General features: G+C 66.6%; 12 protein-coding genes. 8 read left to right on the top strand and 4 right to left on the bottom strand.

Annotated elements, in window-relative coordinates:
• Nucleotides 1-155: 155 nt before the first annotated feature.
• From AB0N24_RS12200 to dhaM, 6 genes are all read left to right on the top strand, one after another.
• Nucleotides 156-2,648, top strand: coding sequence for an ATP-dependent Clp protease ATP-binding subunit (locus AB0N24_RS12200; RefSeq protein ID WP_214951776.1), 2,493 nt, complete (start codon nt 156-158; stop codon nt 2,646-2,648).
• 163 nt (nt 2,649-2,811) lie between these two features.
• Nucleotides 2,812-4,941: a prolyl oligopeptidase family serine peptidase gene (locus tag AB0N24_RS12195; protein WP_364124229.1), complete on the top strand. Its 2,130-nt coding sequence runs from the start codon at nt 2,812-2,814 to the stop codon at nt 4,939-4,941.
• Between the two features lie 28 nt (nt 4,942-4,969).
• Nucleotides 4,970-5,479 carry an amino-acid N-acetyltransferase gene (locus AB0N24_RS12190; RefSeq protein ID WP_364124227.1) on the top strand — a complete coding sequence of 170 codons (510 nt, stop codon included), beginning with the start codon at nt 4,970-4,972 and terminating at the stop codon, nt 5,477-5,479.
• 463 nt (nt 5,480-5,942) lie between these two features.
• A complete protein-coding gene (gene dhaK / locus AB0N24_RS12185; RefSeq protein WP_364124224.1) occupies nt 5,943-6,944 on the top strand; it encodes a dihydroxyacetone kinase subunit DhaK in 1,002 nt (333 codons plus the stop codon).
• A 2-nt stretch (nt 6,945-6,946) separates the two neighbouring features.
• Nucleotides 6,947-7,579 (top strand): dihydroxyacetone kinase subunit DhaL, encoded by a 633-nt coding sequence (gene dhaL, locus AB0N24_RS12180; RefSeq protein ID WP_364124221.1) that lies wholly within the window; start codon nt 6,947-6,949, stop codon nt 7,577-7,579.
• Nucleotides 7,576-8,259, top strand: coding sequence for a dihydroxyacetone kinase phosphoryl donor subunit DhaM (dhaM, locus tag AB0N24_RS12175; protein WP_364124218.1), 684 nt, complete (start codon nt 7,576-7,578; stop codon nt 8,257-8,259). Before dhaL ends, dhaM begins: the two co-directional genes overlap by 4 nt.
• Before the next feature lie 5 nt (nt 8,260-8,264).
• Here the strand turns inward: dhaM and AB0N24_RS12170 are convergent, their stop codons facing one another.
• Nucleotides 8,265-8,762 carry a hypothetical protein gene (locus AB0N24_RS12170; protein ID WP_364124215.1) on the bottom strand — a complete coding sequence of 166 codons (498 nt, stop codon included), beginning with the start codon at nt 8,760-8,762 and terminating at the stop codon, nt 8,265-8,267.
• Nucleotides 8,763-8,839: 77 nt separating this feature from the next.
• Nucleotides 8,840-9,796: an A/G-specific adenine glycosylase gene (locus tag AB0N24_RS12165; protein ID WP_364124212.1), complete on the bottom strand. Its 957-nt coding sequence runs from the start codon at nt 9,794-9,796 to the stop codon at nt 8,840-8,842.
• 114 nt (nt 9,797-9,910) lie between these two features.
• Here AB0N24_RS12165 and AB0N24_RS12160 point away from each other — a divergent pair, with 114 nt between their 5' ends.
• Nucleotides 9,911-10,579, top strand: a complete 669-nt coding sequence (locus AB0N24_RS12160) for a hypothetical protein (RefSeq protein WP_364124209.1) — start codon at nt 9,911-9,913, stop codon at nt 10,577-10,579.
• Nucleotides 10,580-10,616: 37 nt separating this feature from the next.
• On the opposite strand, the gene disA is transcribed toward AB0N24_RS12160, so the two are convergent.
• Nucleotides 10,617-11,693, bottom strand: coding sequence for a DNA integrity scanning diadenylate cyclase DisA (disA, locus tag AB0N24_RS12155; RefSeq protein ID WP_104176147.1), 1,077 nt, complete (start codon nt 11,691-11,693; stop codon nt 10,617-10,619).
• Between the two features lie 360 nt (nt 11,694-12,053).
• Between disA and AB0N24_RS12150 the strand changes: the two genes are divergently transcribed.
• Entirely contained in the window at nt 12,054-13,667 is a 1,614-nt protein-coding gene (locus AB0N24_RS12150) for a peptide chain release factor 3 (protein ID WP_364124206.1), read from the top strand.
• Nucleotides 13,668-13,704: 37 nt separating this feature from the next.
• On the opposite strand, the gene AB0N24_RS12145 is transcribed toward AB0N24_RS12150, so the two are convergent.
• A complete protein-coding gene (locus AB0N24_RS12145) occupies nt 13,705-14,574 on the bottom strand; it encodes a class II glutamine amidotransferase (protein WP_364124203.1) in 870 nt (289 codons plus the stop codon).
• Between the last annotated feature and the right edge of the window lie 210 nt (nt 14,575-14,784).

Raw genomic sequence — 14,784 nt, 5'->3', positions numbered from 1 at the left:
GTCATCGGGCACACGGCGGCAGTTCCGGCGGGCGGTATCAGCCCGTGGCGTCAACCCGTGAATCGGGTCCCGGGTTTCCCCTGTGGCGAACACGCTCCACAAGTCGGGGTCTGCCACGTAGCATCAAAGTACGTCGTAGCTAGGAGTGTGGCGAAATGTTTGAGCGATTTACGGACCGTGCCCGTCGCGTAGTTGTGCTTGCCCAAGAAGAGGCACGCATGCTGAACCACAATTACATCGGTACCGAACACATCCTCTTGGGTCTTATCCATGAGGGTGAAGGCGTTGCCGCCAAAGCTCTGGAGTCCTTGAGCATTTCGCTCGACGGCGTACGCGAGCAAGTGCAGGAGATCATCGGCCAGGGCCAGCAAGCCCCGTCCGGCCACATCCCCTTTACTCCGCGCGCCAAGAAGGTGCTGGAGCTCTCGCTCCGCGAAGCGCTGCAGCTGGGCCACAACTACATCGGCACGGAGCACATCCTGCTGGGCCTCATCCGTGAGGGTGAAGGTGTTGCCGCCCAGGTGCTCGTGAAGCTCGGGGCCGACCTCAATCGGGTCCGCCAGCAGGTGATCCAGCTCCTCTCTGGCTACCAGGGCAAGGAGACCACCGGCGCAGGCGTCGGGCCCGGCCAGCCGGAGGGAACCCCTGCCGGCTCCGTGGTCCTGGACCAGTTCGGCCGCAACCTCACCCAGGCTGCGCGCGAGAACAAGCTGGACCCGGTCATCGGGCGCGAACAGGAAATGGAACGCGTTATGCAGGTCCTTTCCCGCCGCACCAAGAACAACCCCGTCCTCATCGGCGAACCCGGCGTCGGCAAGACTGCCGTCGTAGAGGGCCTCGCCCAGGCGATCGTCCGCGGGGACGTCCCGGAAACCATCAAGGACAAGCAGCTCTACACGCTGGACCTTGGGTCCCTGGTGGCAGGCTCCCGCTACCGCGGTGACTTTGAAGAGCGCCTGAAGAAGGTCCTCAAGGAAATCCGCACCCGCGGCGACATCATCCTGTTCATCGACGAAATCCACACCCTCGTCGGTGCCGGTGCAGCCGAAGGCGCCATCGATGCAGCTTCCATCCTGAAGCCCATGCTGGCCCGCGGTGAGCTCCAGACCATCGGTGCCACCACGCTGGACGAATACCGCAAGCACATCGAGAAGGATGCCGCGCTGGAGCGCCGCTTCCAGCCGATCCAGGTCAAGGAGCCTTCGGTTGCGCACGCGATCGAGATCCTCAAGGGCCTGCGTGACCGCTACGAGGCGCACCACCGCGTCACCATCACCGACGGCGCCCTCGCCTCGGCAGCCAACCTGTCCGAACGCTACATCTCGGACCGCTTCCTGCCGGACAAGGCCATCGACCTCATCGACGAAGCCGGCGCACGCCTGCGCATCCGCCGCATGACCGCTCCGCCGGAGCTGAAGGCCATGGACGAGCGCATCGCCGAACTCAAGATGGAGAAGGAGTCCGCGATTGACGCGCAGGACTTCGAAGGCGCCGCCTCGCTGCGCGACAAGGAGCAGAAGCTCATTGCCGAGCGGGCAGAGAAGGAACGCCACTGGAAGACCGGCGGCATGGACGACATCTCCGAGGTGGATGAGGATCTCATCGCCGAGGTGCTGGCGAACTCCACCGGCATTCCGGTCTTCAAGCTGACCGAGGAAGAGTCCTCGCGCCTGCTGAAGATGGAAGACGAACTGCACAAGCGCGTCGTCGGTCAGAACGAGGCCATCAGGTCCCTGTCCCAGGCCATCCGCCGCACCCGTGCAGGCCTGAAGGACCCCAAGCGTCCGGGTGGCTCGTTCATCTTCGCCGGCCCCACCGGCGTCGGCAAGACCGAACTCGCCAAGGCCCTCGCGGAGTTCCTGTTCGGTGAAGAGGATGCCCTCATCACGCTGGACATGTCCGAGTACTCCGAGAAGCACACGGTTTCGCGCCTCTTCGGTGCCCCTCCGGGCTACGTCGGTTACGAGGAAGGCGGTCAACTGACCGAAAAGGTCCGCCGCCGTCCGTTCTCCGTGGTCCTTTTTGACGAAGTGGAGAAGGCCCACGCGGACCTCTTCAACTCGCTGCTGCAGATCCTGGAAGACGGCCGACTGACCGACTCCCAGGGCCGGGTGGTGGACTTCAAGAACACCGTGATCATCATGACCACCAACCTTGGAACACGGGACATTTCCAAGAGCGTTGCCACGGGTTTCCAGTCCGGCACGGACACGCAGACCGGCTACAACCGGATGCGCGCCCGGGTCACTGAGGAGCTCAAGCAGCACTTCCGCCCCGAGTTCCTGAACCGTGTTGATGACGTTGTGGTGTTCCCGCAGCTGACCCAGGACGAGATCATCGAGATCGTGGACATGTTCGTGGCCCGCCTGGAGAAGCGCCTCAAGGACAAGGACATGGGCATCGAGCTCACCACCGCGGCCAAGGTGCTCCTGGCCACCCGTGGTTACGATCCCGCCATGGGTGCACGGCCGTTGCGCCGCACCATCCAGCGCGAGATCGAGGACCAGCTGTCCGAGAAGATCCTCTTCGGAGAGATCCACGCGGGCGACATCGTGGTGGTGGATGTGGATGGCGAAGGCGACGACGCCAAGTTCACTTTCGCCGGCAACGCCAAGCCGCGCATCCCGGAGATCGCCCCGAGCGTATAAGTACCACGTCAACGGCCCCGCCATCCCGCAAGGGAAGGCGGGGCCTTTGCGTTGCCTCCCGCCTCCCGCCAGGCACCGGCGACACGTGCCAGAGTGTGAAAACACCCTTTCACCCGTAGTGAACTTGCTGTGATCCAGCGCACATCCGGTGTTGAATCTCTTCATGGCATTTGAAGACTCAGCGATCCTGAGCGAACAACCTGCGACCCCCTTCCACGACGTGGACCACTACCTCGCCATCCCGAGGGTGAGCGGCCTTGCGCTGAGCCCTGACGGAAAGCGCCTGGTGACCACCGTCTCCACCCTCAACGCCAAGGGGACCGAATACGTGACGGCCCTGTGGGAGCTGGATCCTGCGGGGGAGAAGCACGCCCGGAGGATCACGCGCAGTGCCAAGGGCGAGGCCGGTGCGGCATTTGCCTCCAACGGGGACCTCTACTTCACGTCGGCCCGCCCTGATCCCGAAAGCCCGGAGGGCGACCCCGTCAACGCGCTCTGGCAGTTGCCCGCCGACGGCGGCGAAGCCCGGGTGGTCCTCTCGCGTGCCGGCGGGATCAGCCACGTGATGTCGGCCAGGGATACCGGCGCCACCTTCGTCACGGCGTCCATCCTTGCCGGGTCACCCGATGAGGAAGCGGACGAGGAGCGGCGCAAGAGCCGCAAGGACCACAAGGTATCCGCCATACTCCACACCGGCTACCCCGTGCGCTACTGGGATGCGGACCTGGGCCCGGATCAGCCGCGAATTTTCGCTGTGGAGCCGGGGGAAGAGAAGGAACCCGGCAAGCCGGTAACGGTTGACGCCGCCGCCCCGCTCAAGCTCCGCAACCTGACGCCGGACGCGGCAGGCCTTTTGCGCGACTCCGAATCCGTGGTCAGCCCCGACGGCAAGACCATCTATACAAGCTTCAACAAGCCCCTCGCAAAAGCGGACTCGCGGTCGGTACTGGTGGCAATCGACGTGGCCACTGCAACGCACAAGGTCCTGCTGGACCATGAAGGCATGAGCTACTTCGCGGGCCCGGTGAGCCCTGACAACCGCACGCTTGTGGTGATGAGCGAATCCGACTCCACTCCCCATCAGGCTCCGCAGGTCAAGCTCCACCTGCTCGATGTCGGTTCCCAAGGGGAACCGGAAGCCGAGCTCCGGCCGTTGGCCCACGACTGGGACCGCTGGGCCATCAAAGCGGCGTGGTTGCCGGATGGCTCCGCCCTCTTGGTGACCGCCGACGACGACGGTGCCTCCCCGGTTTTCCGGATCAGTTCCGCGGGGATTGGGTTTGGGGCCGGCAGCGTGGACATCACCCGGGTGACGCGCGACGCGGCGGCCTACACCGACGTCGTGGTTTCACCTGACGGGCTGAGCGCCTACGCGCTGCGGAGCTCCTACGAATTCCCGCCCGAAGCCGTCCGGATCGACCTGGCGAGCGGAGAAGCCACCCGGCTGCCCGCTCCGGCCGAGCGCCCCCGCATCCAAGGATCCCTGGAGCGCATCGGGACCGCCGCTGCCGACGGCTCCCGGGTTCCCGCGTACCTGGCCCTGCCGGAGGGAGCCTCCGCACAGAATCCGGCACCGCTGCTGTTGTGGATCCACGGCGGGCCCCTCGGCTCGTGGAACGCCTGGACGTGGCGCTGGAACCCGTGGCTGCTGGCGGCCAGGGGCTACGCCGTACTCCTGCCGGATCCGGCGCTGTCCACCGGCTACGGCCAGTCCTACATCCAGCGCGGCTGGGGCGGCTGGGGCAGGGCGCCGTACACGGACCTCATGGAGATCACGGATGCCGTGGTAGAACGCCCGGACATCGATGCGTCCCGGACTGCTGCCATGGGCGGCTCCTTCGGCGGCTACATGGCCAACTGGGTGGCCGGCCAGACGGACCGCTTTGACGCGATCGTCACGCACGCCAGCCTGTGGGCCCTCGACCAGTTCGGCCCCACCACCGACGCGTCACAATACTGGCTGAAGGAAATGACGGCCGAGATGGCCCTGGCGAACTCGCCCCACCTGCACGTTGAGAAAATCAGCACGCCCATGCTGGTGATCCACGGCGACAAGGACTACCGCGTGCCCATCGGCGAAGGCCTGCGGCTCTGGTACGAACTGCTGTCCAAATCCCAGCTGGCAGCCGATGGCAACGGCCAGACGCCCCACCGCTTCCTCTATTACCCGGACGAGAACCACTGGATCCTGCAGCCGCAGCACGCCAAGGTCTGGTACGGCGTCGTGGAGCACTTCCTGGCGAAGAACGTGCTGGACCAGGACGTGCCCCTGCCCGCTGACCTGGGGCTCTAAGCGGCAGGGCGGCCGTAAGATTGGGGCTGTGACTGAGACCTTCCGCATCCGCCCTGCCCGCACCAGCGACGTACCTGCCATCAAGGGGCTTGTGGCTCCGCTGGCGGACAAGAGGATCCTGATGGCCAAGGAGACGGTGGCCTACTACGAAAGCCTGCAGGAATTCAGGATCGCGGAGGCGGCCAACGGCGAGGTGATCGGCTGCGGCGCCCTGCACGTGATGTGGGAGGACCTGGCCGAGGTGCGGACCCTGGCTGCCTCGGACGCGTGGCGAGGCAAGGGCGTGGGCCACGTGCTGGTGGAAAGCCTCCTCGAGGAGGCCCAGGCGCTGGGGGTCTCGCGCGTGTTCTGCCTGACCTTCGAGGTGGACTTCTTCAAGAAGCACGGCTTCGACGTTATGGCGGACCAGACCGCAGTGGACCCCGTGGTCTATTCCGAGCTGCTGCGTTCCCATGACGAAGGCGTGGCGGAGTTCCTGGACCTCGCCCGGGTCAAGCCGAACACCCTGGGAAATACCCGCATGATCAAGTTCCTCTAGAGGCCTTCCGGCGCGTCCGGATTATGTCTGACTTCTACCTCTTCCCATATATCGAATCGATGTATAAAATTACAAGAGCTTGCTTATGGCACCCGAATCCCGAACCACATCAAAGGACAGAAATGCGCGAGCACGCCATTTTTCCGGATTTTTCGGCGTTTCAAATGGACCTGCCTTCGGTGATGAACCGAAGCGATCCACTAAGCCGGCCTCGCGAGGCGTCGGCGTTCCACATAGGCGCCGCGGCGTGGCCGGATTTCCTTCCGGCTTCCTGGGGGAAGCGCTGAGGCCGGCGGGGGGACACAAGCTGGGAAGGGAAAGGGACAGTCAATTGGGGGCTGTCCCTTTTCTTTGCCCTCGCTAGCAGGACGGTTACCGGCCGATTCGACACGGCGCTACCGTTGCCGGGGCGGCGGTAGTAGGGTCAAGACAAAGCCGCTAGGACACTCCAGGGAGTACTCCAATGAAGAAGCTGATCAATGATCCCCGCGCTGTGGTGGACGAGTCCGTGGAAGGCTTCGGCCTTGCCCATGCGGACCTCGTGACCGTCAGTTCCGAGCCGAAATTCATCACCCGCAAGGACGCCCCGGTGGCCGGGAAAGTCGGCCTGGTCAGCGGCGGCGGCAGCGGACACGAGCCGCTTCACGGCGGCTTCGTGGGACTGGGAATGCTCGACGCCGCGGTGCCCGGTGCCGTCTTCACCTCGCCCACGCCTGACCAGATCATTCCGGCGACGCTCGCCGTGAACTCCGGTGCCGGAGTCGTGCACATCGTGAAGAACTACACAGGGGACGTCCTCAACTTCGAAACGGCCGCGGAAATGGCGGAGGCCGAAGGCTTCCAGGTCCGGACCGTCCTGGTCAACGACGACGTCGCCGTTGAAGACTCCCTCTACACGGCCGGCCGGAGGGGTGTGGGCGGCACTGTCCTCGTGGAGAAGATCGCCGGTGCCGCGGCGGAACGTGGTGATGACCTGGATGCTGTCGCTGCCATCGGAGACCGCGTGAACCGGAACGTCCGCAGCATGGGCGTGGCATTGTCGGCCTGCACGGTCCCGCATGCGGGCGTGCCCAGCTTTGACCTGGAAGAGAACGAAATCGAGATCGGCATCGGGATCCACGGTGAGCCCGGGCGGCACCGGATCCCGATGGAAAATGCCGACGCCATTACCGACCGCCTCCTTGAGCCCATCCTGAGCGACCTCGGCATCGCCTCCGGTGACAAAGTACTGTTGTTCGTCAACGGCATGGGCGGGACGCCGCAAAGCGAGCTGTACATCGTGTACCGCCGTGCAGCGCAGGTGCTCGCCGACAAGGGCGTCACGGTGGAGCGGTCCCTGGTGGGCAACTACATCACCTCACTCGAGATGCAGGGCTGCTCCATCACCGTGCTGCGCCTCGACGACGAACTCACCGGCCTCTGGGACGCCCCGGTCCACACCGCCGCGCTGCGATGGGGCATCTGACCGTGGGGCTTGACGTTGACTGGGCCGTACGGTGGCTCACCCTTTCTGCGCAGGCCATGGCGGACCACCGGGTGGAGCTGATTGAACTGGACCGTGCCATCGGGGATTCCGATCACGGCGAAAATATGGACCGCGGCTTCAAGGCCGTGATGGCAAAGCTCGCCGAGGCGCCGCCGGCCACCCCGGGAGCGGCCCTGAAGCTCACGGCCATGGCATTGATGTCCAAGGTGGGCGGAGCGGCCGGCCCCCTCTACGGCACGGCCTTCATGCGCGCCTCCACATCGCTGGGCGACGCGCCGGACATCGATCCGGCAGCCCTGGCTGCTGCCATCCAGGCTGCCCGCGACGGCGTGGTGGCCCGCGGCAAGGCCGAGCCCGGCGACAAAACCATGGTTGACGCGTGGACCCCCGCCGTCGAGGCGGCGGCCGCGGCCGCCGCTGCTGGGGACGGCGATGTCCGCAAGGTCCTCCTTGCCGCGGCTGAAGCTGCGGAGGCCGGTGCCGTTGCCACCGATCCGCTCATCGCCCGCAAGGGGCGCGCCAGCTACTTGGGGGAGCGCAGCGCCGGCCACCGCGACCCCGGGGCGGTCTCCACCGCCCTCATCCTGCGCGCCGCGGCCGGGGCGGCCGAATGACGGTCCGCCTGGTGGTGGTGTCCCATAGTGAAAAGATCGCCGACGGCGCGGTGGAGTTGGCCGCCCAAATGGCGCCCGACGTCATGATCCTCCCCGCCGGCGGCACCGACGACGGCCGGATCGGCACCAGCCTGGAGAAGGTCATGGCCGCGCTGGAACAGGCCGCCGGCGAAGACGGCACCGTGGTGCTCACGGACCTCGGCTCTGCCGTGATGACGGCCGAATCGGCCGTCGAGTTCCTCTCGGATCCCGACTCGGTCCTGTTGGCTGACGCGCCGCTGGTGGAGGGGCTCGTGGCGGCAGCAGTAGCGGCGCAGGCCGGGGCGGATGCAGCGGGCGTGAAGCAGGCGGCCGAGGCGGTCCGCCGCGCTCCGGCACCCCCGGCGCTTGGGACTCCTGCCGAGGAGCCGACGTTTGGGCCCCCGGAAGCCACGGGTGACTTTGAGCTGGTCAACCAGGCCGGCATGCATGCCAGGCCCGCAGCGAAGATCGCCGGGGGACTCGCGGGCCTGGACGCGGAGGTCACGGTCAACGGCGTGGACGGGGCCTCCATGACTGGCCTGATGACGCTGGGGGCGGGCCAGGGATCGGTCCTCCATGTCGAGGCCTGGGGGCCGGACGCAGCTAGGGCGGTCACGTACGTCGGCGGCCTGGTGGAAGCAGGGTTCGGGGAGCCCTGACGGGCTCAGCCTGCCTGCCTGAGGCCATCGGCGTCCAGCACCAGGCTGGCTGTGACGAACTTTCCGCACTGCTCGCCGTACGGGTAGTCCGACTTCGGCGTGAAGCTCAGTTTCCGCGCGGGCAACGGTGCCCCCGCCGTGGAGGTGCCCGTGGCGGTCGCGTCAATGCGCGATTCGGTCAGGACATCCATCATCAGCATGCCCGTAAGGGTGCCGTCGGGCGAGGACGTCGCGGAGCATGTGCCGTCAGGGCCGGCCGAGGGTTCGCAGCCCATGTCGACTGCGGTGCTGCCCGGCATCAGTTCCAGGTCGGCTTCCCGGCACGTGCCGTCCTGGCAGGCTTTCAGGTGGATGGCTTTGACGGCGGGTGCATAGCTGGCCGCCACCGTCAGGGACACCACCGGAGCCTGCGCGATAGCCGGGCACGGCACCGCCTGGGGCAGGCACGCGGACGGGAGCAGCGACGTCGTAACCACTGCCAGAAGAACGCCCAAGCTGCGCATGCTTCAGCGTAGGTCCGCCAGGTGGGGCGGCGCCAGCACAGGGTGGTTTCAGTCCCGGAACGAATGGGTAACGGGCCTTAGGCGGGGAGCCGGAGGCCGCCCAGGTGCAGCTCGGCCAGGCCGTCGCTGACCAGCCCGGCCAGGGCGCGCTCGAGCTGCTCGGGCGCGGAATTCAGGCGGTGCAGGGCTGCCAGCGGAATGCCGATGCCGTCCGCTTCGAAGCCAAGGTCCGCAGGAGGCTGGTGGAACATTTCCGGCGGTACCGGGGAGTCCGCCAGGCGGAGGACGGCCATCACGGCTCCACGGACCTGCCGGTCAGTGCCGTGCCAGGACTGCCCCTTCGGGGTGTACGACGGCGGCGGCTCGCCAGCCGCCAGCCACGCGCACGCCCCGCGGACCGGGCAATCAGCGCACTTCGGCGCCCTTGCCGTGCACACCAGCGCGCCGAGCTCCATGACTGCCGCGTTCCAGCGGACGGAGAGTCCGACGTCCGCCGGCAGCAGTTCAGCGGCGAGCCGCATTTCCGCGGCTGTCAGCGACTGCGACGGCAACGCCGTGCCCGAAAAGAGCCGCGCATGGACGCGGCGGATGTTGGTGTCCACCACTGTCTCGCGGCGACCGAAGGCGAACGCCGCGACCGCTGCCGCCGTGTAGCTGCCCACGCCGGGAAGTTCCAAGAGTTCGGCGTGGTTTCCGGGGACCTCGCCGCCGTGCCGTTCCACGATGGCTACGGCGGCGGCGTGGAGGCGCAGTGCCCGGCGCGGGTAGCCGAGCCTGCCCCAGTGCCGGACGGCCTCGCCGGAGGCTTCGGCGGCTAATTGCGCAGGCGTGGGCCAGCGGCGGAGCCAGTCTTCCCAGACGGGAAGGACACGGACCACAGGCGTCTGCTGCAGCATGATCTCGCTGACAAGGACTCCCCACGCAGTGCACCCGGGTTCCCGCCACGGCAGCTCCCTGGCTGTGGTCGCGAACCAGTTGTCAAGGACTTCGTGCAGGGCGGCCAGCGGCGGCGCGGGGCGACTCGCCGGGGGCATGGCAGTGGGCAGGGCTAAGGCTTCGATGCAAATACTGTAGTGGATACTGGCCCTGGGTCCGCCTTCCCGGCGTGGTGGTGCCCCAATGTGCCCGCGGTTCTCTAGCCTAGAAGGATGGTCAGGCAAGGCACTTCAGGAAAGAGCGGTTCGAAACCGAAGGGCACCGCCGGCCGACAGGCGGGGCGGCCGCCGCTGAAAGCCGTGTATCGCCGTCGCAGGCTGTTCGTTGGCCTGGTGCTGCTTCTCATCGTCTCAGTGGCGCTGGGCGGTTTTGCTGCCGTCTCCGGCGCCATGCGCGCCTCCGAACAGGCCTCCTCCACGGACCGGAACGGACCGGACGGTGAAGCCGCCCAGGCCACGCCTTCGGCAACCCCCAGCATCCCATCGACGCCCACCTGCGACCAGGGACTGGTGACGGTGTCCGCATCGACCGACAAGGGCGCCTACGCCGCGGGCGAGAATCCGTTGCTCACCCTGAAGGTCACCAACGGCGGCAAAGTGGCGTGCGAGGTAAACCTTGGCACGTCCCAAATGGAATACACGGTGACCAGCGGCTCCGACCGGATTTTCTCCTCCGTTGACTGCCAGGCCGAGAGCGGCGACCTCGTGAAGACGCTCGAGCCGGGCCAGAGCGAAACCGCCAACTTCCCGTGGCAGCGCAACCGGACCGTGCCCGGCTGCGGGGCGGTGTCCGCCAAGCCCGGTGCCGGCGGGGCCTACTACATGTTCGTCGCCCGGCTGGGCACCAAGTCCAGCTCGAAGGCCGTCTTCCAGCTCAACTGAGCTTCTCTTCTGTATCGGTTCGTAGTCGACGACGGCTTTAGAGGAACCGGTCCAGGAGGCTCGCCTCGGCCATCCGGCTCAGGCCCTCCCGGACTGTGCGTGCTCTCTGGTCGCCAATGCCGTCCACGGTCATGAGGTCATCGATGGTGGCCGCCATCAGGTACTGGAGGCCGCCGAAGTGGTCAACGAGCCTGTCCGCCACTGCCTTGGGCACTGCCTTCAGGCCGGACAGGAGGCGGTATCCGCGCGGCTGCACCACGGCGTCGAGCGTGTCCACGCCACCTGCGAAGCCGATGATGCCGGCGATTTTGCTGAGGTCGATCAGCTCGGTGGGGCCCAGGTTGAGCAGGGCGCTGACGGCGCCGTCGATGTCCTCCGGGGACGCGTTCGGACCGGCATAATCGCGGATGATCACATCACTGCCTGGTCCGCGGCCCACTGTAAGCTCGTCCAGCTGCAGCGAAAGCAGGCGCCCGTCCTCGCCGAGTTCAAGGACGTACTGGGAGATCTCTTCGGAGATCCGGCGCACCATTTCCTGGCGCTGCAGCGTGACGGCGACGTCGCGGACGGTCACCATGGCTTCGATTTCCAGCGCGGAGAGCGAGCTGGTGACCTGGTCCAGGCGGGAACGGTAGCGTTCGAGGGTGGCCAGCGCCTGGTTGGCGCGGGCCAGGACCTTTTCGGAGCCCTCCAGGACGTGCCGCAGGCCGTTCACATAGAGGGCGATGATCTGCATGGACTGGCTGACCGAGATCACCGGGACGCCGGTCTGGATGGCGACGCGTTCGGCGGTGCGGTGCCTGGTGCCGGATTCCTGGGTTTCGATGCTCGAGTCCGGAACCAGCTGCACGGCGGCCCGGAGGATGTTGCCGGCGTCCTTGTCGCAAATGATGGCGCCGTCCATCTTGGCGAGTTCGCGGAGCCGTGTGGGGGAGAAGTCGATCCCGATATCGAATCCGCCGGAGCAGATGGACTCGATGGTGCGGTCCGAGCCCAGGACGATCAGCGCGCCGGTGCGCCCGCGGAGGATGCGTTCCAGGCCGTCGCGCAGAGCGGTGCCTGGAGCCACTCTGCCCAGAGTCGCCTTAAGCGAATCTTCAGGGCTCCGAGCCATAGGTTTTCCCTTCAAAGGTGCAGGCTGCAGCCCGCAGGTATGCCGGTTTTACGATTCCGCCGGCAGGATCAAAAGTACTCAATTTCCCACTGGCTCCATCCTAGAGGCAAAGATGGGCATTAACCGCACGGACAAGCCTCAAAGTGGCCCATTGGACGTGATGCCGCCGGGGCTCCGGAAGGCCCCGTACGACGGCGGCGGGAGGCGGCAGTTGGCCGCCCACCGGCGGCGCCTCCCGCCCTGCGATAAACTGGGAACCTTGGCTGCACAGTTCACGCCTGCCGGCCCCCACGTTCAAAACACGCTTAAATAACGTTCACATCCCTGACCAGCCCCCCATGTCGCAGCGAAAGTAGCACCGTGTCTCAAGAAGTCCTTAGCCCCGCCCGAGTCCAGGAGATTCACAAACAAGCGGCCCGGCGTCGGACTTTCGCGGTCATTTCCCACCCTGACGCCGGCAAGTCCACGCTCACTGAGGCCTTGGCCCTGCACGCCAAGGTGATCGGCACGGCCGGCGCCTCCAGCGGAAAGGCCAACCGCAAGGAAACGGTCTCGGACTGGATGCAGATGGAAAAGGACCGCGGCATCTCCATCAGCTCCGCCGCGCTGCAGTTCGCGTACCGGGACACGGTGATCAACCTGCTGGACACCCCGGGCCACGCTGACTTCTCCGAGGACACGTACCGCGTCCTGGCGGCCGTCGACTGCGCCGTGATGCTGGTGGACGCCGCGAAGGGCCTGGAAACACAGACCATGAAGCTCTTCGAGGTCTGCAAGCAGCGCAATCTGCCCATCATCACCGTGATCAACAAGTGGGACCGGCCCGGTCTGGATGCCCTGGCGCTCATGGACGAGATCACCGAGCGCACCGGCCTCCAGCCCATGCCGCTGACCTGGGCCGTGGGCATCTCAGGCGACTTCCGCGGCGTGTGGGACCTCCGCAACGACCGTTTTGCCCGGTTCCAGCGCAACAATGCCGGCGCCAACATCGCCCTCACCGAATACTTCACCCCGGAGGAAGCCGCCGCCAATCAGGGTGACGACTGGTCCAACGCCGTGGACGAAGCCGGACTCGTGATCGAGTCCAACCTTGAGTTCGACATCGACGCCTTCCATGCCGGCAAGGCAACCCCCATCCTGTTCAGCTCCGCGGCCCTCAACTTCGGCGTCAAGGAAATCCTGGACGCCCTGGTGGACTTCGCCCCGCCCGCTGCCCCGCGGCCCGACGTCGAGGGTGAACCCCGCCCGGTGGACGCCCCGTTCGCCGGCTTCGTCTTCAAGGTCCAGGCCGGCATGAACAAGGCCCACCGCGACCACGTTGCCTTCATCCGGGTCTGCTCCGGCATGTTCGAGCGCGGCATGGTGGTCACCCAGACCCGCACCGGAAAGTCGTTCGCCACCAAGTACGCCCAGCAGGTGTTCGGCCGTGAGCGCGAGGTCATTGACGAAGCCTTCCCGGGCGACGTCGTCGGCCTGGTCAACGCCTCGTCGCTCCGGGTGGGCGACAGCCTGTTCCTGGAGGATCCGGTGGAATTCCCCGCGATCCCGCTGTTCGCGCCGGAACACTTCCAGGTGGCCCGCTCCAAGGACCCCAGCCGCTTCAAGCAGTTCCGCCGCGGCATTGAGCAGCTCGAGCACGAGGGCGTCATCCAGGTGCTCCGCTCCGACATCCGCGGAGACCAGGCGCCGGTGCTTGCCGCCGTCGGCCCCATGCAGTTCGAAGTGGTGGAGGACCGCATGGCCCATGACTTCAGCGCGCCCATGCGCCTGGAGCGGCTCCCCTATTCCATCGCACGAATTTCGACGGCGGATGCCATGCCTGCCCTGGCCAACGTACAGGGCGCTGAGGTGCTGCTGCGCTCGGACGGCGAATACCTGGCCCTGTTCAACGACGTCTGGGCGCTGCGCCGGATCGAGAAGAACCACCCGGACCTGACCCTGGTGCCGATCGGAACGCACAACCCCGCGAAATAGGGTCTGCCGGCTCCTTCGTGCGGACGCTGATCCGGGTTCACTGTTTCTGGGACTCCGCTGCGGACGCGTCAAGGTCCGAGAGGGTCAGCGGATGCGCCGGTGCCTCCGGGAAGGGGAAGGTGGAAGTCACCGTCAAATCCGGACCGACGTGCACAAGCTCACCGGCCGCCATGGGACGCCAGGCCGGGTTGTGATCCATCGGCACGGTGGCGATGAGGACGTGCTCGGAACGTGCGAGGTCTTCACTGCGGGCGTGGATCCGGTGGCTCCTGGCCTCCAGAGGCGCTGCCGGCCCGGGGACACCTGCAGGGTCCCGTTCCAGAATGTGCAGCTCATGAGTGGCCGGGTACCTGACCGCCCACAGGTCCGCCGCCGTCGTCACGATGAGGTTCAGGCTAAAGACATGCAAGTGCCTGGCGATCCACGTGACGGCCTGGGTGATGCCTTCCCCGACGTCGCCACCTGCACGCCGGCTCTCGGCGGTGATCAGGGCGAAGAGACGTTCGCTGTCAGTCTGGCCGTGCACGAGATCCGCAACCCCAAGCTCGGCCAGGCGCCGGCCGAGCCGCCCAAGGTCACCGAAGGCGCCGTTGTGGGCGAAGAGCCGCCCGTCCTGCTCAAACGGGTGCGTGTTGACCATCGTGTGTGCGCCGGTGCTGGCATAGCGGACGTGGGCAAGGAACGTGGTGCTCTTCAGGACCCGGGCCTCGCGCGCGAATGCGTGATCCTCCCACGCGGCCAGCGGCTGCTTGGTCACGTGTGCCCGACCGTCCGCGTCGAAGGTGCCAATGCCGGCGCCGTCGGGCTCCCGGCGGCTCTGGGCCGACAGGCTGTCCGGGGCATCCAGGAGCCAGAACGTCGCTCTGACCGGTCCGAGACCGGCGTGCAGTCCGAATAGTCGGCACATGGGCTTTCCTTTGCTGGCGACGGCTAGTGGTGAAGATTCCAGTTTCCGGTGTGGCCGTCCAGGTAGGCGAGGCATGGGGTACGCCGGCACGAGCCATCCGGTCATCCGCAGGCGCTCGGAAAGGTGGTGAAGATTCCAGTTTCCGGTGTGGCCTGCTCATGGGTCGCTCCTTGGAATCGTCGCGGCGTAGGCACTGCCTGCCTTGGCTCA

Source organism: Arthrobacter sp. NPDC093128, assembly GCF_040683875.1.
Taxonomy (GTDB): domain Bacteria; phylum Actinomycetota; class Actinomycetes; order Actinomycetales; family Micrococcaceae; genus Arthrobacter.
This window is presented reverse-complemented; position numbering and strand designations above follow the sequence as displayed.

Excerpts from the sequence above, each read along its gene's own strand:
- AB0N24_RS12170 (WP_364124215.1), bottom strand. The coding sequence starts at position 8,762 with ATGCGCAGCTTGGGCGTTCTTCTGGCAGTGGTTACGACGTCGCTGCTC.
- dhaK (WP_364124224.1), top strand. The coding sequence starts at position 5,943 with ATGAAGAAGCTGATCAATGATCCCCGCGCTGTGGTGGACGAGTCCGTG.
- AB0N24_RS12145 (WP_364124203.1), bottom strand. The coding sequence starts at position 14,574 with ATGTGCCGACTATTCGGACTGCACGCCGGTCTCGGACCGGTCAGAGCG.
- AB0N24_RS12165 (WP_364124212.1), bottom strand. The coding sequence starts at position 9,796 with ATGCCCCCGGCGAGTCGCCCCGCGCCGCCGCTGGCCGCCCTGCACGAA.
- AB0N24_RS12160 (WP_364124209.1), top strand. The coding sequence starts at position 9,911 with ATGGTCAGGCAAGGCACTTCAGGAAAGAGCGGTTCGAAACCGAAGGGC.
- disA (WP_104176147.1), bottom strand. The coding sequence starts at position 11,693 with ATGGCTCGGAGCCCTGAAGATTCGCTTAAGGCGACTCTGGGCAGAGTG.
- dhaM (WP_364124218.1), top strand. The coding sequence starts at position 7,576 with ATGACGGTCCGCCTGGTGGTGGTGTCCCATAGTGAAAAGATCGCCGAC.
- AB0N24_RS12200 (WP_214951776.1), top strand. The coding sequence starts at position 156 with ATGTTTGAGCGATTTACGGACCGTGCCCGTCGCGTAGTTGTGCTTGCC.
- AB0N24_RS12195 (WP_364124229.1), top strand. The coding sequence starts at position 2,812 with ATGGCATTTGAAGACTCAGCGATCCTGAGCGAACAACCTGCGACCCCC.